Source organism: Bradyrhizobium sp., assembly GCF_047605465.1.
In the GTDB taxonomy this organism is placed as follows: Bacteria; Pseudomonadota; Alphaproteobacteria; order Rhizobiales; family Xanthobacteraceae; genus Bradyrhizobium.
Window position 1 is genome coordinate 1 of sequence record NZ_JASGFS010000043.1, and the last position, 18,385, is coordinate 18,385.

Genomic DNA, 18,385 nt, shown 5'->3' on the forward strand with positions numbered 1-18,385 from the left:
CAGTGCCATCGCGATCATGATGCGCTGGCGCTGGCCGCCGGAGAGGCGATGCGGGTAGGAGGCGAAGATGCGCTCGACCTGGGGCAGGCGCACCTGCTCCATCATGTCGAGGATACGCTTCTTTCGCGCTTTCGCGTCGAGATTGGTGTGCGCGCGCAGGACCTCGTCGATCTGGCGCCCGACCGGTACCACAGGATTGAGCGCGGTCATCGGTTCCTGGAAGATCATCGCCATCTGGGTGGCGCGGAGCTGGCGCAAGTGGCGGTCGGTCGCGGTGAGCAACTCTTCGCCGACGAGCTTCACGCTGCCGCCGGTCGGAGACAGCGTTCCCTTCGGCAGCAGGCCCATCACGGTGAGCGACGTCACCGACTTGCCCGAACCGCTTTCGCCGACGACGCACAGCGTCTCGCGCTCGCGGACCTGGATCGAGATGCCGTCGATGATGTTCGCGCCCTTCGGCTTCTTGCCGACGGATACGACGAGGTTATTGATGTCGAGGACGGTGTTGGTCATGCAGGCTCTCTCGTCGTTCCGGGGCGCGCGCAGCGCGAGAACCCATCGGGCCGCAATTCAAGACATGAAACGGATTTCGCGCTCGCGACGTGGTCGTGCTCAGGAATGACGGAAATGATGGTCATCACTTTCCTTCCCGCTGCTTCATGCGGGGATCGAGTGCGTCGCGGGCGGCATCGCCGATCAGGTTGATGCTGAGGATCGCGAGCGAGAGCAGCAGCCCCGGCCAGAAGATCAGCGTCGGCTTGATCTGGAAGTACTGGCGGCCCTCGGCCATGATGTTGCCCCAGGTCGGCGTTTCCGGCGAGATGCCGGCGCCGAGGAAGGAGAGGATGGCCTCGGTGAGGATCGCCGAGGCGCAGACATAGGTGCCCTGGACGATCAGGGGCGCGATCGTGTTGGGCATCAAATGCCGCCACATGATCTTCGGCAGGGACGAGCCCACCGAGATCGCCGCTTCAACATAGGGCTCCTCGCGTGCCGACAGCACCACCGAACGCACGAGGCGTGCGACGCGGGGAATCTCCGGAATCGTGATCGCGACCAGCACGGTCCAGATGCTGGCACCGGACAGCGACACCACCGCGATCGCGAGCAGGATGCTCGGCATCGCCATCAGGCCGTCCATGATGCGCATCATGACGGAATCGATCAGCTTGAAGAAGCCGGACACGAGGCCGATCGCGAGGCCGATGACGATCGACAGGATCGCCGAGCCGATGCCGATCAGCAGCGAGACGCGGCCGCCGTAGATGACGCGCGACAGCAGGTCGCGACCATAAGCGTCGGTGCCGAGCAGGAACTGCGCGGAGGCCGGCTTCAGCCGCTGCGAGGGAGCGAGCTGGATCGGGTCGTGCGGGGCGATCAGCGGCGCGAGGATCGAGATCAGCACGATCAGCGTGAGGCAGATCGTGGCGGCCGCGATGATCGGCGTGGAAGTGAGGAATCCGAAGCGCGGCCGCAGCGGCGACGTGACCGGGATGGACGACTGGGGAAGGCTATCGACCGACATGTGTGTCCCTTCCTTGCCTCAGTACCGGATCCGCGGATCGAGCAGGGTGTAGGCGACGTCGATCAGGAGATTGACGACGACGTAGATCAGCGACGTCAGCAGGATCATCGCCTGGATTACCGGGTAGTCGCGCGCCAGCACCGCGTCGACCGTCAGCCGGCCGATGCCGGGAATGTTGAACACGCTCTCGGTGACGACGACGCCGGAGATCAGGAGCGCGAAGCCGGTGCCGATCACGGTGATCACGGGTACGGCCGCATTGCGCAGCGCATGCCGCATCATCACGGCGACCTCGTTGATGCCTTTGGCGCGCGCGGTGCGAACGTAGTCCTCGCCGAGCACGTCGAGCATGGCAGCGCGCGTCATGCGCGCGATCAGCGCGATGTAGATGAAGGACAGTGCGCAGGTCGGCAGGACGATCCGTTCGAAGAACGGTCCGAAGCCGGCGCTGATGCTCTTGAAGCCCTGTACCGGCACCCAGCGCAGCTCGATGCCGAAGATCTCGATCAGGACATAGCCGATCACGAACACCGGTACGGAGAAGCCGAGCACGGAGAGGCCCATCACGAACCGGTCGACCCAGGTGCCGTGCTTCCAGGCCGCGATCACGCCGAGGGGAACGGCGACCACGACGGCGAGAATGATCGTCGACAGTGCGATGGAGATCGATGGCTCGACGCGCTGGCCGATCATCTTCATCACCGGCAGGTTCGAGATCAGCGACGTTCCGAGATCGCCGTGCAGCAGCTTGTTCACCCAGGTGATGAACTGCACGATCAGCGGATCGTTGAGGCCGAGCGAGGTGCGGATGCGCTCGAGCCGTTCCGGCGTGGCGTTGTCGCCGGCGAGGATCGCGGCGGGATCTCCGGGCGTCAGCCGCAGCAGCAGGAACACGAACAGTGCGACGACGCCCATGACGGGCACCGCAGCCAGAACGCGGCGAATGAGATATCCTACCATGCACCTATCCCCGGCTGCGGAACTTGCTGGACTTTACGGCACTCGCTGTCGTCGTGTCTTATCATGCGCGCCTGTCACCCGAGCTGGAAAGGGCGGCCGGATAAGCCAACCTTTCGTGGCAAATTGTGTGCCAAGGGCAGGGCGGTATCAAGGCCCCGCCCGGCCTCAGTCCGGTCCACTCAGGACGCACGGCGCGCCTCGTGTCCGCCCTCGTGCAAGGACACGGTAGGCGGCACATTGAGCCCGCGCCATCCGTCGATGGTCTCGGCTATCATCTGCGCGGTCGCGGCCGAGAGCGTCCAGCCGAGATGGCCATGGCCCGTGTTGAAGAACACGCCCGGTATCCGGCCCGCGCGCACCACCGGCATCATGTTCGGCATCATCGGACGCAACCCGGCCCAGGGCACGATCCGCGAGGTCTCGACCATGGGGAAGTTGCTGCGCACCCAATCGACCAGCGGCTGAACGCGATCGGCGCGGATGTCGCGGTTGAAGTCGTTGAACTCGGCGGTGCCGGCGACGCGAAACCGGTCGGCGCCGAGCCGGCTCGTGACGATCTTCGCGGCTTCGTCGAGCAGGCTGACGGTCGGCGTGGCGTTGCGGCTCTCGGCGGAGTCGAGCTGGACGGTAATCGAATAGCCCTTCACCGGATAGACGTTCACGCGCTCGTCGAGCAGTGCGGCGAATTGACGGCTCGCGACACCGGCGCAGACGACGACGCCGTCCACCTTCAGCATTCCGCGCGAGGATGCCGAGACATCGTCTGCGGTAGGATCAGCCCAGCCGATGACGAAGCCGCCGGCTGCGCGCGCGATCGAGTCGATATTGGCGTCGTGGATGAAGGTCGCGCCGCGCCGCTTGCAGGCGTCGGCCAGCCCGCGCGTGAATTTATGGATGTCGCCGGTCGCATCTGACGGCGTGTAGAAGCCGCCGTAATAATCCTTGCGCAGCGTCGGTTCGATGCTGCGGATCTCTTCGGGTGTCACCGCCCGGCGGTCGAGCCCGCCTTCCGTCAGGAGCGCATTGACTTGCAGGCCGGATTCGAAGCCCTTCTTGTCGTGATAGATGTGCAGGATGCCGCGGCGCTCGAGATCGAAGTCGATGCCTTCGCGTTCAGCGATCGTGAACAGGTGCTTGCGGGCCGCGATCGCGAGCCGCGTGGTCTCGATCGTGTTGGCGCGGTAGTTGCCGATATTGGCGACGAACTCGCCCATCCAGGAATATTTGTGCCAGTTCGGCCGCGGATTCATCAGGAGCGGGGCGTCGCGTCGGAACATCCAGCGCAGACCCTTGAGAATGGTCGCCGTGCTGTTCCAGACTTCGGCATTGCTGGCCGAAAGCTGTCCGCCGTTGGCGAAGGAGGTTTCCATCGCGGCGTAGCGATGCTTGTCGAGCACCGTCACCTTGTAGCCGCGTTCGAGCAGGGCATAGGCGGTCGTTACGCCGGTGATGCCGGCGCCGATGATGGCGATATGAGTCATGGCAGGTTCGGGGCTCCCGTGAGTTAGAGTCGGCTGACCGCCAGCGAACGGCTGTTGGCGGCGCCCCATCTGTCACGGTACCTGAGAGCTTGATCCGGTGCGGGCCTCGCAAGGCTCGCGGACGGACTATCCCCTTCGGTGGACGTCACGATCAATCGTGCCGTCTCTCTCCAGATCGTCCTGACGATACGGTCCTTTTGCCTGAGAGTTTCCGGGGCGGTTGCTCCGTCGGCGCCGCAACGAAAGCCGAAGCTTTCATCGCGATCTCTCCCGCGTCGTCGCGTGGACCATCGAGCAGTACGACGCGCCTCATTTTTGAACAAGGCTAAATTTCAACCGTGACTGCCAACGCATTGTGCAGTGCGAAGCCAAGCCAAGCCAAGCCAAGCCAACCGTCATTCCGGTTCGCCCGGGAATAACCCGGCCTGTTACTCCAGCGTTGCCAACAGTCCGGCCATCAATCGCGCGCGTTCGACCAGGCTGTCGACTTCGATGAACTCCTCGAGCGTATGGCCATTGCCGCCGCGCACACCGAGGCCGTCGAGTGTCGGGATGCCCATCGCGCCCGTGAAGTTGCCGTCGGAGCCGCCGCCGGAGCTCGCATGCGGGAGCTCGGCGCCGAGCGATTTGGCGATGCCGCGCGCCTTCTCGTACAGCGCCATCGTTCCGGCATCCGGCTCCCACACCGGCCTGGTGACGCCGCGTGTCACCTTGAAGGCGACATCATTGCTCGTGCCGGACAGCGCCAGCATGCGCTCGACACCGCGATCGAGATCTGCCTGACGTTTGGCCATGGAGAGGGCTTCGCCGGTCGCCGTCGTGGCAACGCAGTTGACCCATTGGCCGCCATGCACGACGCCAACCGAGAAGGTGCAGTCCTCCGTCGTCATCGCATCGATCGCAAGGATCTGCCGCGCCATCTCGCGGATCGCCGAACGACCCGCCGACAAGGTCGCGCCGGCATGGCTCGGCCGGCCCGTTGCCTCTAGATTGAAGCGCGCGATCGCATAGCGCCCCGTAGTCACGCCGTTGTCGGCGCGGCCGGGCTCGGGCACCAATACGTATTTGTTGCGCGCCGCTTCCGCCTCGATGATGTCGCGGGTCGACGGCGTGCCGACTTCCTCGTCCGGCGTGAACAGCACGGTGATCGGGAGCGGCGTCGTGAAGGAAGCGCGCGCGAGTTGCCGGATCGCTTCCAGCGAGAGGTAGTTGCCGCCCTTCATGTCGTAGATACCGGGGCCGTAGCACTTGTTGCCTTCGCGTCGCCACTTCAGCTTCTCGATGGTCCCGACCGGGTGCACGGTATCCATGTGTCCGGCGATGAGGATGCCGGGCTCTCCCTGCTTCGGATGCGGGAAGCGCGCGCGGACGACGCCGCCGAAGCCTTGCCGGCCGGCGATGCGCTCGATGGTCGCACCCATGATCGCCATATCCCGCGCTGCGATATCGAGCATCCTGTTCACTGCGCTTGCGTCCCAGGTCGGGCTTTCGCATTCCACCCAGTTGCGCAGGCCCTCGAGCATGGCCTCGGAATCAAAAGGAAGATTGGCTGGATTCATCTCGGATCTCTCAGGCTTGGAAGAGTTGGAACGCGCATTGCATCCGCTTCGGGCTGGACGAGCGGATAGGGTTGTAGAGCCAAACCGGTCCTTATGGAGCCCGTGCGCGTGACGCCGCGGGCTGCAGCGAAACCGGATTGACGCGCTCAACACTGTCTGCAAGTCTCGAAAAGATAAAGGCATTGCATGAGGTTAGTTCGCCTAAAGAACGATCCGAATGCTCATCCAGTGACCTGCCTTTTGAACAGTTTCACGTCAGGAGAAACTTTCTATGTTCCACTTGATGCGCCGGGGGTGTCGCGCATTCGCCTCCAAACTTGCGCTATCGGTCGTCGCGCTTTCGACGGTGCTGGCCTCGCCGGTGCTTGCCGCTGGCAAGACCATCACGGCGGTGATGCATTCCGATCTTCGGATCATCGATCCGATCTTCACCACCGCTTACATCACGCGTGACCATGGCTACATGGTCTACGACACGTTGATCGCGACGGATTCGAATTTCAAGATCCAGCCGCAGATGGCGGACTGGAAGATCTCCGACGACAAGCTCACCTACACCTTCACACTGCGCGACGGCCTGAAGTGGCACGACGGCGCGCCGGTGACGGCGGAAGATTGCGTTGCCTCGCTGAAGCGCTGGGCCGCCGTCGACGGCATGGGCCAGAAGCTGATGGACTTCACCGCGAGCCTCGAGGCGACCGATGCCAAGACCATCACGCTGAAGCTCAAGGAGCCCTACGGTCTCGTGCTGGACTCCATCGGCAAGCCGTCCTCGCGCGTGGCTTTCATGATGCCGAAGCGTCTTGCCGAGACGCCGCCGGACAAGCAGATCCCCGAGCAGATCGGTTCCGGACCGTTCAAGTTCGTGCAGGGTGAATTCCAGCCCGGTGTGAAGGCGGTCTACGTCAAGAACACCGACTACGTGCCGCGCAAGGAGCCGGCGAGCTGGACGGCCGGCGGCAAGGTCGTGAAGGTCGATCGCGTCGAATGGATCACCATGCCGGACTCGCAGACCGCGGTGAACGCGCTGCAGTCGGGTGACATCGACTTCATGGAAGTGCCGCCCTGGGATCTGCTGACGGTGCTCGAAGGCAATCCCGACCTCAAGGTCGAGACGCTGAACAAGTTCGGCTACCAGACCCTCGGTCGCATGAACTTCCTCTATCCGCCCTTCGACAATCCCAAGATCCGCCGCGCGGCCTTCCTGGCGATGAACCAGAAGGACGTGCTCGACGCGCTCGTCGGCAATCCGAAGTACTACAAGATCTGCGGCGCCTTCTTCATCTGCGACACGCCGTTCGCTTCCGACGTCGGCTCCGAGACTCTGGTCAAGGGCACCGGCATGGCGGAGGCCAAGAAGCTGCTCGCCGAGTCCGGCTACGACGGCACGCCGGTCGTCGTCATGGTTCCCGGCGATGTCGTGACCCTGAAGGCGCAGCCGACGGTGGCGGTGCAACTGCTCCGTGAGGCTGGCTTCAAGGTCGATGCGCAGGCGACCGACTGGCAGACGGTGGTGAGCCGCCGCGCCAGCCAGAAGCCTCCGAAGGAAGGCGGCTGGAACATGTTCTTCACCAACTGGGTCAGCGCCGACGTCTCCAACCCGATCTCGAATCTCTCGATCGGCGGCCAGGGCAAGAAGGGCGGCTGGTTCGGCTGGGCGGAAGACGCCAAGATCGAGAAGCTGAAGGAGGACTTCGTCCGCGCGCCCGACATCGAGAAGCAGAAGGCGATCGCGACCGAGATCCAGAAGGAAGCCTACGACCAGGTGATCTACATCCCGCTCGGCCAGTATCTGGCGCCGAGCGCCTGGCGGAAGTCGCTCACGGGCGTGCTCGACGGCCCGGCGACCCCGGTGTTCTGGAACATCGACAAGTCCGAATGAGGCGAGGGCGCTCGCGCGCCCTTCGTTCCGATCACGACGCGGCGCCGCTGACATCAGCGGCGCCGTTGTCGTTTGGGCCGCGCATGTCAGCTTCGTGTCAGGTTGATGAGGCAACCAGGCTTTTAACTCTTCCAGTCTGTAGTCATTGCTATTTGTTTCTATCCTGAAATAGATACGCCGTCCTTGCGCATCCCTTTCGTTTGCTGATTTGAATCACGTGCCCATCGATTTTGCATTCCAGGCGATGGCCGAACGGTCGGATCGCGCACCGGCGCGGTGGCGCCGCCCTTTCCTTCGCTGGCTCGACGGCGTGGAAGCGGGCTGGGCGGTTCCGCTGCTGCTCGTCTGCTTCGTCGCGATCTGGACGCTCTATCTGGTCGTTGCCTATGCGGGCGGGGGCCTGCATCCGGACACGCTGGAGGCCTGGACGCTCGGGCGACGATTCGCCTGGGGCTATCACAAGCATCCACCACTGATGGGCTGGGTCACGGCGGTGTGGACCTTCGTCTTCCCGTCAACCGAGTGGTCGCTTCAACTGATGGCGATGGCCAATGCGGGTCTGGCCTTGTACTTCGTGGACCTGATCGCGCGGCAGTTCGTGAGCGGACACAAGCGCATCCTGGTCCTGCTGCTCCTGATGCTGACGCCGGCCTATCAGTTCCACGCCCAGCGCTTCAACGCCAATTCGGTGCTGCTCGCGACCTGGCCGCTCGCGACCTATTGCTTTCTGCGTGCGTTCGAGACACGCGGTGCCCTGTGGGCGATCGCGGCGGGCTGCACGGCAGCGCTGGCGATGGTCGGCAAATATTATTCGGTCTTTCTTGTCGCGAGCTTCGCGCTGGCCGCGCTGGCCCATCCCGCGCGACGCTCCTATCTGACCTCGGCCTCGCCTTGGATATCGGTCGCCGCCGGGCTCGTGATGCTCTCGCCGCACATCCACTGGCTCGTCACCACGGGCGCGTCGACCTTCTCCTATGCGCTGAACCATGCCAACGGCAATGCCCTGAACTCGCTCGGCGAGGTCAAGAACTTCCTGCTGGGGCTGGTCGCGGCGATGAGCGTGTCGGCCGCGTTGTGGATCCTGATCGCAGGCACGCGGCTGAAGCAGTTTCCGGCCGATTTCGTCGCAATGAGCTCCGGCCTGAAGCTTCTCTTCTACATCGCGATCGGTACGCTCGTGTTGCCGAGCATCACGTCGCTGGCGATGGGAACGGATCTGCCGTCGCTGTGGGCGTTGCAGGGGCTGTTCCTGTTTGTCGTGCTCGTGGTCTGCGGCGCGCGTTATCCGATCGAGCGGTTCTACACCGTCAACGTCACCGTGATCACGGCCGGTGTCGCACTCGTCGCCGTGCTCGTCGCCGCGCCGATCCACGCCGTCTATCGCAACAATCACGGTTACGAGGAGGGGCGGAACTTCTACGTGCAGGCCGCGAACGAACTGACGCGTGAATGGGCTGAACTGACCGGCGAGCCGCTGAGCGCGGTGAGCGGCGACGATTCACTGGCGTTCGCGACCGCCTTCTACAGCCCCGACCATCCGTATTACGCGCGGCCGTTCGAATACCAGTACACATGGGGCCTGCCGCGGAAGACGACGCTGGACCGCGGGTGGGCCGCGCTGTGTTTCCGTGGCCAGGATTATTGCGGGCGCTGGATGGAGTGGGTCTCTTCGCGCGCAGGCCATTTCGTCCGGCGCGAGGTCACGCTGCAGGCAACGCTCTGGGGGCGGCCCGGCGTCACGCGGGAACTGGTCGTGTTGATGGTGCCGCCGCGAGCGGCGGATCCGCAGAGCGGCGTAGAGGATTTCAGCGCCAGCAAGCGTGCAGCGGAGCAGGGCTCTCAGCAGTGACTGTCGCGCAGCCGCTCCAGCCCTTCGTTGGCGAAGGGCGGAGTGAAGGCGGCGCGCGCGTCACCCGGTTCCGAACGTTCGGTCTCTCGCCGTTCCCCGGCGTGAGGTTCAGTGCTGTGTTCGGGTTCCATGAGCCTGCCTCTCGAATTGCTGCAGGACAACATCGAGAACGCGGGGAAGTTCCTCAGGCGACGGGACGGTGATGCGGCTTGAACAGCCGGCCCTTCTCCGTCACCAGCACGATGGCGAGCGCCGCGAGCGTCGACAGGAAGAATCCGGTCGTGAAGGGCAGCAGCGTTCCATCGAAGCTCTGCCCGATCGCCATGCCGATCACGATGCCGATCAGCGTCGTGATCGAGCCATAGAGCGAGGAGGCGGTGCCGGCGATGTGGCCCTGCGGCTCCATGGCGAGCGCGGTGAAGTTGGCGACCATCAGGCCGAATGCGAACATCATCAGCGCCGAGAGCGCCATGAACACGGGCAGCGGCAGCATCCCGAGGCTTTCGGTGAGCAGCATCGCGCCCGCCACCACGGCATAGAGCGTCAGCGCGCCATGCGAGATCACGCGCATGCCGAGCGTTCCGACGAACCGGGCGTTGAGGAACCCGGCAATGGCGGTGCCGGCTGCGATCGCGGCGAAGGCGAGCGGGAAGTAATGGCCGAGGTGATAGATGCCGGTGAAGACCTGCTGGGCCGAGAACACGAAAGCGAACAGGGCGCCCATGACACTGCCGGCGGCGACCGCATAGCCGATGGTCTGGCGGTTGGTCACGGTCTGCCGGAAGGCGGCAAGCACGTCGGCGGGCGCGAGCGACCGGCGCTCGGTGTCGGGGAGCGTCTCCGGCAGTCGCAGCACGCACCATGCGAGCGCGAGCAAGCCGTAGAGCGTCAGTACGAAGAAGATGCCGCGCCAAGCGGTCACCATCAGCACCGCCTGTCCGAACGACGGCGCGATCACGGGCACCGCGATGAACACCATCATCGCGAGCGACATCACGCTCGCCATGCGGCGTCCGACGTAACAGTCGCGGACGATCGACGTCGCGATCACGCGCGTTGCGGCGGTCCCGAACCCCTGCAGCGCACGCGCCAGCAGGAGGGCCTCGAACGAGGGCGCCGCGACCGCCAGCACGCTCGCCACCGCATAGACCGCCATGCCGCCGAGCAGCACCGGCCGCCGCCCGAAACGGTCGGACAGCGGGCCCATGATGAATTGGCCTGCGCCGAAGCCGATCAGGAAGGTCGACAGCACCAGCTGGAGATGGTTGGCGACGGGGATCTTGAAGGCTGCCCCGATATTGGGCAGCGCCGGCAGCATCATATCCATCGCGAGTGGATTGAGCGCCATGATGGAGGCGATGACGACGACAAACTCGGGAAAGCCCATCGGGCGGTGTCCCGAGGACACCCAACTGTCGGCATTGACGTCGGACAAGGAAGCACACCTCTGATTTCAAGCGCGTTTGTATCGGGAATGCTGCGCTGCACAACCCATTTTTTGGGATGGCTGTCAGGCCCGGGTCGCGGACAAGAATCGGTGAGGGGAGGCATTCCGGCGGATCGCCTCGGAAACCGGGAATTCACCATAAGAGCGCGGCCCTGCGGAATCCGCCCGCCGGCGAGATGAATCCGAAAGGGATCGCGTCCAAGGTGGCCCGATTATAAGGCGCCACGCGAGGCGAGGGCGTCACTCGAGCAGGGTGTCCGCGTTGTCCGACATCACCGGTCCAGCACGATGGTTGGAGCCGCCGGCCGACATGGCTGGGCGACGAAGCACCTGGCTGGCTTGCCTGATCACGCTGGTCGGGCTTCTCGCGTTCGCCAACCTCACCACCGACGCTGCGCTCGACGTGAAATACGGGTGGGATGTCCGGGTCAATTGCGCCGCGGTCGACGCCCACGTCGCCGGGCTCGATCCCTACTTCGTCAAGAATCTGAAGGGCACCCGGCTCTCTTATCCCTATCTGCCGGTGACGCTGGACGTCTTCCGGCCCCTGTGCACGGGCGGCTTCCTCGTCGTTCATTTTCGCATGGTCTTCGTCGCCCTCGCTGTGCTCTGCGGCCTGCTGCTGCCCGGTCTCGGTGGAGCGCGCAACGGTCCACGCGACATCGTGCTGAGGCTGATCTGCGTCTTCGGCGCGTTCGTCGGTTTCGAATGGGTTTCGGCATCCGGAAACTTCGCGATTCTGAGCGGCCTGCTGACGGCGGCCGCGCTGGCGCTGCTGCTTCGGTCCGGCGTGAAGGCGGGTCACGACGATCGGAGCTTTCTCGCCAACGTGGCCGGCGCCGCGCTGCTCGGCCTCGTGATGTCGTTCAAGCTGGTGTTCTGCCCGGTTCTGGCCGCGCTCTATTTGCTGCCGCAGCCGCGTCGTCGGAAGCTCATCCTGATCGCTGCGGCAGGCCTGGCCTTTGCGCTGCCGATCCTGATCTCGATGATTTTCTATGCGGACCTGTTCTCGAGTTGGCTGCTCGCGATCAAGGGACAGATCCCGAACCAGCATTCGGTCTATCTGGAAGAGACCAACCCGTCGCTGCTCCTGCTCGTGCAGAGTGTCGCGGATCGCGCCGGGCTCGGTGAGAACCTGCCGGTCGTGTTTGCGATGTACGGGCTCTCGGTTCTTGCGCTCGTGCTCGGGCCATTCGCCCTGCTGGCATGGCGCACGATCCGCTCAGGGGAGGGATGGTTGCTGGCGCGGCTGGATCGCTGGCTGGTCGATCATCCGCGCATGGCCACGCGCCTGACCGTGCTCGCGATGTACGCGCTCTATCTCTGCTCGCCGCGTCTGAAGGAATATGCCTTCTTCGAACTGGCGATCTATGCCGCCATCCTCATCGTCGATCTGTCGCCGCTGGCGCTTGCCGCCGTTCTCGTCGTCGGCATCGGCGTTCCCTCGTTGATGTCGTTGACGGGCAATGCCTTCGAGGGTGGTTTCGGCCTGCTGGCGATCGCGCTCGTCTGCTTCTGGATCCTGCTGTTCGATTTTCGTCCGGCCCGCATGCGCCTCCTGCCGGAAGCGCCTCTTCGTAACTGATCGCGGCGCCATTGCAGTTGCGAGACGCGCCGCATCCCGGCGCGTCTCCCGGTGATCAGAAGTGCTGACCAAGCTTATCCCTGCAGGGCGGTCAGCATGAGTTCGCGCAGTCCGAACTTTCCCTTGATCGCTTTGGCCGGCTTCCAGAGCGGGTTCTGGGAGACGTAGGACTGGCTATCATGGGCAAGCAGGCCGACGATCGTCTCGGCGACGATCCGTCCGCCGACCGGGCCGAGCTTCCGCGTCTTGATCTTCTTTTCGCCCCTGGTGGTCTTGAGCGGCACCTTGACCTCCACGGTTTCAGCCAGGACATAGGTCCAGAGCGGACAATTGCCCTTGAAGGCCGGATCGATCTCATCGATCGTTGCGACGATGTCGTCCTTCGCGCCGGTGAATTTCCCGATGCGAATTTCCTTGTCTTTCAGCGGTTCGAGGCCCATCGCCTCGGCCACCGCCTGTCCCGACGGCAAGCGCATCCGCCAGCCGCGAAGCAGGTTGCGTTGGGCCAGGATCGCCGGATCGAACCCGATCGAGCGCGGCAGATGGCCGAGCGGGTTAACGAGCGACGTATCGATTTTGTAGGCGAGCTGCGTTCGGGTCGTGTTCGAGGGATCCCGCTCCTCGAGGTCCATGAAGAGATTCCAGTCGATCGCCCAGTTCGACGGGAATTTGCGGAACCCCCTGAGATCCTCATTCTCGTTCTTGCCGAAGATCGAAAGCGGCTTGATCGTCTCCGAGAGCCGGTATCCCGGCCGCACCATCGAATGACCGAACCGGTAGGCGGCGGCCGAGAATTCGAGCGGCATGAAGGTCTCGTTGCGAGGCTTGTAGAATTGAAGGTTGGGCTTGAAGAGCCCGCTTCCCGCCGCCTTCGGCAATACTTCCTTCAGCGCCTCGTCCGACACGATCGTCGGAAGAAAGTCGTTCAGCACGATCCACTGATAGTGAAACCGGACTTCCTGCTGGATCGCCGCAAAGCTCACATTCGGATCCGCGGCCCGCATATCCGCCGCGACCTTGTTGTGAAAGCGATGCAGCAGGCCCTGGAGCTGCGAGACGATGACGTTCTCGTCGTTGCGGGGATCGCCGATGATGGCACGGTGCGGTCCCTTGTCCGGCTGGCTGCGCTGGAGATCCCTTGCCCGCGGATTGGCCGCAGCTCCGGTCAATTTGGGGCCGAGGATGAACAACGGCGTGTTGTCTTCGTAGAGGTACGGCTGGTCGTCCGGCCCGCGTCCGTAGATGTTGTCGAGATCGAACTTGGGCGTTCGATAGTCGAGCAGCGCGTCCGGATCGTTTTGCTTCTGCAGACTGCTGGCCGGATCGAAGGTCAGATCGTGATCGATGAATTGTCCGAAATATGTGTAGGCGGCGGGGATGCCGCTCTCTTCATCGTCCTCGCCATCCTTCGGATCTGCGGGATCGACTTTGGAGATCATCGCGGTGCCGAGCTTTTTCAGCGCGTCGATCGAGGCATTGTCGTCCTTGCCGAAATCCGCTGGAGGCAGCGCCCGAAAAATCCGGCCGAACGGCCCTTCGAAAAGCAACGAACTGCGCGAGAGCGTCGATCCACGAACGCCGATGCCATGGGGACGAATTGCAGGTGTACGCATGAAAAGATCTCCTGAAATTGAGCAGCGGGAAAAAATGGAACACCGCATCCTAGGCGAGAAAACAATCTCTAGAAAATAGAATTTTATGATACACGTAAAGATTGAAATAAGCTGTGCCCTTATCGGAAAGGACACGCGATCGCGTCATTCGCGATCGGAGGCGATGGATGGCCCGAGCGATCGTGTGATCCTCGCATGGTCTTTGATCGGCACCGGAGTTGGTCAGCCATTTGCGCGATCAGGCCGGACCTCATGCGCGGCGATCGTCATCGCCACAGAATGGGAATACGCCTCGCGGCCCCGCGATCGCGTTGTTCGCTTGATCAACTCTGGAGCTGGATGGTGCGGGCGGCCGGACTTGAACCGGCACAGCTCTTGCGAGCCGAGGGATTTTCTTACCAGCTACGGCTTTCGCCGCCTCGCCTTGGTGCGTTCGCGACCGTCGGCTCGTTTGTGGTCTGGACTATACCTTCGCCCTGGCGCGTTCGCGCTGTAGGCGCTGCCCGTCTAGTCTCTACACCTTCGCGCCGGCCTTTCGGTCGGCGCGCTTGGCTCGGGATTGCCTGTGACCGGTTTCCCCGAGTTTGAGCAGTTCTGCACCTCGGGTTTCCCCGTGGGCACTCAATCGCTTAAGTCCCTTGCGTCTACCAATTTCGCCACGCCCGCGTCGTTCCATCCTAGCGGCGGGTTGCCTGCAGGGAAACGCCGAATTGCTATAGCGGATTCTGCAGCGATTGCAGGGTTTTTTGCTCGGCGCGGCTTGTTCGGGCGCGATGCGCATCTTCGCGTGTTGCGATCGGTCCGAAGACGTCGGGCAGGCGAAGATGGAATTCTCGGGCAAGGCGGTTTCAATAGCGCCGCGGCGCGACGACTCTCCGGTGCATGGGTTGACGCACCGGACATTGGAGATCCGGAGTCTCCGTTTGTGCGGGGGGCTCGCTTTTCCCGCTGCCCGCTTGATCCAGCAAGATCAAAGGCTTAAAGCCGACGCGATGCCTGCAACGGATCGCGTCGGGAGCAGTTCGGGGGCGTTCTTCGAACCGGGCACAAGGCAAAGCCTCAATCCGGACATCTGTTGTTGCTTTAGGCATTCTCAATCCACGGGGACTATTCATCCGGCATGGCTGCTTCGCTTTCCCACCGCCTGCGCACGCAGGGCGCGCTTCTATTGCTGCTCGGAGCCGGCTTCGCGCTGTCGGGCTGCGCCGGCATGAGCGAGACGGTTGCTCCCGCCTTCGCCGATCCGGGCAAATTCCAACTGTATGACTGCAAGCAGCTCGAGGCGGAGCGCAAGACGCTCGCCACCCGCACCGCGGAACTGCAGAGGCTGATGGACAAGGCACAGACCGGAGCCGGCGGCGCCGTCGTGTCCGAGCTCGCCTATCGCAACGATTACGTCTCGGTCCGTGGGCAGGCGCAATTTGCCGAGGAAGCCTGGCGCCGCAACAAGTGCCGGGAAACGCCGCCTGAGGCGACACCCCCCGCGACGCCGGCGCCCACGGCGGGGCCTGCGTCCAGATCCGGCAGGGCCGCGCGCTGAGCCGGCGCGCCGGTCTCGTTGGGCGTCAGGGACGCCAGCCGTAGATCCAGTCCTGCCGCGCCAGCATGCGCTCCGGGCCGAGCGCGCGGATCGCAAGATCACGCGCGAGCGCGAGCGGGCCGCTGAAATGATAGATGCGCCCCTGCTGACGTGCCGTCCGCTGCACGCGTCGCACGCGCGCCTGGCGCGCGTTGCCATATCGCTTCAGCGCCGCAGCGATGCCGCTCGCGCTCTCGGCCGCGTCATCGCCGAGGCATCTCGCGAGCACGGCCGCGTCCTCGATCGCCATGCCGGCGCCCTGGGCCGCGAAGGGCAGCATGGCATGCACGGCGTCGCCCAGGAGCGCGATCGGGCCCTTGCTCCAGCCGCAGCCCTCGGGCACGCCGAACAGCGCCCATTTGCGCCAGGTGTCGACCGCCGCGAGCATCATGCGTGCCGTCGGCGGCCAGCGCGGCGCGGCGAAGGCATCCATCACCTCGAAGGGATCGCCGGGCGTGCTCCAGCCCGGCCTGTTCCATGTGCCCGGCAGCACGGCGACGACGTTGATCTGGCGTCCGCCGGCGATCGGATAGGCGACGAGATGGGCGTTCGGGCCCATCCAGAGCTGCACCCGTCGTGCCGAATAGTCTTTCGGCAGCTGCGTCGCATCGAACGTGCCGCGCCAGGCGATCAGGCCGGTGAAGCGCGGCTGCACCTCGGGAAACAGTTGCTGGCGCACCGTCGACCAGATGCCGTCGGCGCCGATCAGCGCGCTCGCCAGATCGCTGCGGCGGATCGTGCCGGCGCGGTGGACGATGGTCAGTCCCTTGGCGTGGGGCGCGACATCCTCGAAGTTCGCGCCGAGCTTCAGCTCGATATCGGGATGGTCGGCGACCGCGCCGGCCAGCGCCGACTGCAAATCGGCTCGATGCACCACCCAATAGGGTGCGCCGGCGCGTGCTGCTGCCGCGTCACCGAGCGGCATACGCAGCAGTTCGCCACCGGCGCGCGTGCTCATGACGCAGACCGCCTCCGGCGTCACGGCGCGCGGCGCAATGCGCTCGGCAAGGCCGAGGTCGACCAGCACGCGGCTGGCATTGGGAGAGAGTTGCAGGCCCGCGCCGACGTCTTCGAGCCGCTCGGCCTTCTCGAGCACGACAATCCGGAAGCCGTGGGCGGCAAGCGCGAGCGCGGCCGTCAGACCTCCGATTCCGGCACCAGCGATGACGATCGTTCGGGAGAGGGCCACCCCTGACCGATGGGACCGGTCAGGCCACCTTGTCCTTCAGGACGCATTCCGGCGGCCGCGCCTCGCCGGGCTTCAGGTCGGCGGCGAAGCGGTACAGCGTCGAGCAGTAGGGGCAGATGATCTCGTTGTCGTTGCCGAGGTCCAGAAAGACGTGCGGATGATCGAACGGAGGATTTGCGCCCACGCACATGAACTCTTTCGAGCCGATCTCGATGACGGGGACACCGGCATCGTTATGGAAGTGCGGGACGACATGGTCGGACATCGTAACTCATCCTGGGGTAGCAATGGCAGCAGACACAATCAAAACTGAACGCGGCACGCTTGAACGCGGCGGACCATACTGGGGGGTAGAGATGATTGCTAGTCCAGTGGAACGGAAAGGTTCGCAACTGCCCCATGCTCATTTGTTCATGCAAATTCGACACAATCTTGTCGCCTCAGAGAAGCCCTTCTTTCGTCGGGGACGTTGTGTCGCAATTTTGGCATACTATTTCTGTGGGCGAGGGCAGTTGCGACGAAAGACGAACCATCAGGCTCAGATGATCCTGCAAGCATCCAGGCTTCCGGCATGAAGTGGCTGCGAATCGGTGCAGCGTTGACCGGGATTGCGGCATGCAGCTTCATGCTCGTGCACGTGATGCCGCATGCCCGCGAGGCAGGCGCGGTGCTCGCTGCCCAGGACGATCCGGCCGCCTTGTCCGAGCTCAAGCTCGACGTGCTTCTGCGGCAAAACGACCATCTGCTTCAGGACAATATCGAAGCGGCCCTTGCAGGCGGCGACGCCGATCTCGCGAGCAGCTTCGTCGCACTCGCGCGTGAGCGCGACATCACGCTTCCCGACGACCTCGTGAGCCGCGTGAACGACGCGGTCAAGGAAGAAAACTCCACGACGCATTTCGCCAAACGCTTTGCCACGGGGCTGATCACCGGCAATGCCGACGATGTCGCCAGCCTGTCCGGGACGATGGCCGGCGATCTCTTCGTGATCGGCGACATCAGGGACGTCGTGCGCGAGGGCAAGCATCTCGCCACGGGCGAGGACACCGATCGCGTCGTGCTGGGCCTTGCCGCCGCAGGCATCGCAGTCACGGCCGTGACCTACATGTCGGCGGGCGGCGCATCGCCGGTTCGCGCCGGGCTGACGCTGGTCAAGGATGCCCGCAAGGTCGGGCGGCTCGGCGAGGGTCTCGCGGCTTGGGCCGGCCGGTCCGCGCGGGAAGTGGTGGACACGCCGATGCTTCAGAATGCGGTGGCGACGGGATCGGTCCTGCGGCCAGGCGAGACCGCCGGCGCGATCAAGGCCGCGTTCCGCGCCGAGAAGGCCGGCGCGCTGGTCCGGCTCGGCAAGGACGTCACGCGCGTCGCCGAGAAGACCGGTACGCGCGGCGCGATGGACACGCTGCGCATCGCCGAAGGCCCGAAGGACGTCGCGCGCGCGGCCCGGCTTGCCGAAGCGCAGGGCGGCAAGACCCGCGCCATCCTCAAGCTCCTCGGCCGGAGCGCGCTCCTGCTTGCGACCGGCGCGTTCGATCTTGCGATCTGGCTGTTCGGCGCGGCGCTGACCCTGTTCGGACTTCTGTCGTCGATCAAGGCGACAGCCGAACGCGTCACTCAGGCCTGGTGTGACCGCAGACGGCGGCGGCATCAGGCGGAGATCGCAGCCCGGGCCGCTATGGCGGGCGCGGCCCTCAAGGCCTAAGATCAATCCTTCCC

General features: G+C 64.4%; 14 protein-coding genes and 2 riboswitches. Of the genes, 5 read left to right on the forward strand and 9 right to left on the reverse strand.

Going from position 1 to position 18,385, the window contains the following annotated elements; all coding sequences use genetic code 11:
- From QM712_RS25380 to QM712_RS25400, 5 genes are all read right to left on the reverse strand, one after another.
- A partial coding sequence (locus QM712_RS25380) for an ATP-binding cassette domain-containing protein (protein WP_415025890.1) occupies positions 1-513 on the reverse strand: 513 nt, incomplete at its 3' end.
- A gap of 124 nt (positions 514-637) precedes the next feature.
- A complete protein-coding gene (locus QM712_RS25385; protein WP_415025891.1) occupies positions 638-1,525 on the reverse strand; it encodes an ABC transporter permease in 888 nt (295 codons plus the stop codon).
- An 18-nt stretch (positions 1,526-1,543) separates the two neighbouring features.
- Positions 1,544-2,485, reverse strand: a complete 942-nt coding sequence (locus QM712_RS25390) for an ABC transporter permease (protein WP_415025892.1) — start codon at positions 2,483-2,485, stop codon at positions 1,544-1,546.
- Between the two features lie 179 nt (positions 2,486-2,664).
- Complete coding sequence (locus QM712_RS25395) at positions 2,665-3,966, reverse strand: D-amino acid dehydrogenase (RefSeq protein ID WP_415025893.1); 1,302 nt, start codon at positions 3,964-3,966, stop codon at positions 2,665-2,667.
- Between the two features lie 67 nt (positions 3,967-4,033).
- Positions 4,034-4,142: riboswitch (glycine riboswitch) on the reverse strand.
- 3 nt (positions 4,143-4,145) lie between these two features.
- A riboswitch (glycine riboswitch) is annotated at positions 4,146-4,249 on the reverse strand.
- Positions 4,250-4,394: 145 nt separating this feature from the next.
- Entirely contained in the window at positions 4,395-5,525 is a 1,131-nt protein-coding gene (locus tag QM712_RS25400) for a M20/M25/M40 family metallo-hydrolase (RefSeq protein WP_415025894.1), read from the reverse strand.
- Between the two features lie 271 nt (positions 5,526-5,796).
- On the opposite strand from QM712_RS25400, the gene QM712_RS25405 reads away from it, so the two are divergent.
- Positions 5,797-7,407 carry an ABC transporter substrate-binding protein gene (locus QM712_RS25405; RefSeq protein WP_415025895.1) on the forward strand — a complete coding sequence of 537 codons (1,611 nt, stop codon included), beginning with the start codon at positions 5,797-5,799 and terminating at the stop codon, positions 7,405-7,407.
- 244 nt (positions 7,408-7,651) lie between these two features.
- Positions 7,652-9,256, forward strand: coding sequence for a glycosyltransferase family 39 protein (locus QM712_RS25410; protein ID WP_415025945.1), 1,605 nt, complete (start codon positions 7,652-7,654; stop codon positions 9,254-9,256).
- A 184-nt stretch (positions 9,257-9,440) separates the two neighbouring features.
- Here QM712_RS25410 and QM712_RS25415 read toward each other — a convergent pair whose 3' ends face one another.
- Positions 9,441-10,691 (reverse strand): multidrug effflux MFS transporter, encoded by a 1,251-nt coding sequence (locus tag QM712_RS25415; protein WP_415025896.1) that lies wholly within the window; start codon positions 10,689-10,691, stop codon positions 9,441-9,443.
- Positions 10,692-11,013: 322 nt separating this feature from the next.
- On the opposite strand from QM712_RS25415, the gene QM712_RS25420 reads away from it, so the two are divergent.
- Entirely contained in the window at positions 11,014-12,288 is a 1,275-nt protein-coding gene (locus tag QM712_RS25420; protein WP_415025897.1) for a hypothetical protein, read from the forward strand.
- Positions 12,289-12,362: 74 nt separating this feature from the next.
- Here the strand turns inward: QM712_RS25420 and QM712_RS25425 are convergent, their stop codons facing one another.
- Positions 12,363-13,901, reverse strand: a complete 1,539-nt coding sequence (locus QM712_RS25425; RefSeq protein ID WP_415025898.1) for a peroxidase family protein — start codon at positions 13,899-13,901, stop codon at positions 12,363-12,365.
- Between the two features lie 1,120 nt (positions 13,902-15,021).
- On the opposite strand from QM712_RS25425, the gene QM712_RS25430 reads away from it, so the two are divergent.
- The gene (locus QM712_RS25430; protein ID WP_415025899.1) at positions 15,022-15,441 is read left to right on the forward strand and encodes a twin-arginine translocation pathway signal; all 420 of its coding nucleotides are present in this window, start codon (positions 15,022-15,024) and stop codon (positions 15,439-15,441) included.
- Positions 15,442-15,466: 25 nt separating this feature from the next.
- Here the strand turns inward: QM712_RS25430 and QM712_RS25435 are convergent, their stop codons facing one another.
- Positions 15,467-16,669, reverse strand: coding sequence for an FAD-dependent monooxygenase (locus QM712_RS25435; protein ID WP_415025900.1), 1,203 nt, complete (start codon positions 16,667-16,669; stop codon positions 15,467-15,469).
- Between the two features lie 19 nt (positions 16,670-16,688).
- Positions 16,689-16,934: a zinc-finger domain-containing protein gene (locus QM712_RS25440; RefSeq protein ID WP_131871198.1), complete on the reverse strand. Its 246-nt coding sequence runs from the start codon at positions 16,932-16,934 to the stop codon at positions 16,689-16,691.
- Positions 16,935-17,240: 306 nt separating this feature from the next.
- Between QM712_RS25440 and QM712_RS25445 the strand changes: the two genes are divergently transcribed.
- Positions 17,241-18,371: a hypothetical protein gene (locus QM712_RS25445; protein WP_415025901.1), complete on the forward strand. Its 1,131-nt coding sequence runs from the start codon at positions 17,241-17,243 to the stop codon at positions 18,369-18,371.
- Positions 18,372-18,385: the final 14 nt, after the last annotated feature.

What these genes read in the sequence shown, in the direction of transcription:
- QM712_RS25385 (WP_415025891.1), bottom strand. Translation starts at nt 1,525, where the DNA reads ATGTCGGTCGATAGCCTTCCCCAGTCGTCCATCCCGGTCACGTCGCCG.
- QM712_RS25390 (WP_415025892.1), bottom strand. Translation starts at nt 2,485, where the DNA reads ATGGTAGGATATCTCATTCGCCGCGTTCTGGCTGCGGTGCCCGTCATG.
- QM712_RS25395 (WP_415025893.1), bottom strand. Translation starts at nt 3,966, where the DNA reads ATGACTCATATCGCCATCATCGGCGCCGGCATCACCGGCGTAACGACC.
- QM712_RS25400 (WP_415025894.1), bottom strand. Translation starts at nt 5,525, where the DNA reads ATGAATCCAGCCAATCTTCCTTTTGATTCCGAGGCCATGCTCGAGGGC.
- QM712_RS25405 (WP_415025895.1), top strand. Translation starts at nt 5,797, where the DNA reads ATGTTCCACTTGATGCGCCGGGGGTGTCGCGCATTCGCCTCCAAACTT.
- QM712_RS25410 (WP_415025945.1), top strand. Translation starts at nt 7,652, where the DNA reads ATGGCCGAACGGTCGGATCGCGCACCGGCGCGGTGGCGCCGCCCTTTC.
- QM712_RS25420 (WP_415025897.1), top strand. Translation starts at nt 11,014, where the DNA reads ATGGCTGGGCGACGAAGCACCTGGCTGGCTTGCCTGATCACGCTGGTC.
- QM712_RS25425 (WP_415025898.1), bottom strand. Translation starts at nt 13,901, where the DNA reads ATGCGTACACCTGCAATTCGTCCCCATGGCATCGGCGTTCGTGGATCG.
- QM712_RS25430 (WP_415025899.1), top strand. Translation starts at nt 15,022, where the DNA reads ATGGCTGCTTCGCTTTCCCACCGCCTGCGCACGCAGGGCGCGCTTCTA.
- QM712_RS25440 (WP_131871198.1), bottom strand. Translation starts at nt 16,934, where the DNA reads ATGTCCGACCATGTCGTCCCGCACTTCCATAACGATGCCGGTGTCCCC.
- QM712_RS25445 (WP_415025901.1), top strand. Translation starts at nt 17,241, where the DNA reads ATGAAGTGGCTGCGAATCGGTGCAGCGTTGACCGGGATTGCGGCATGC.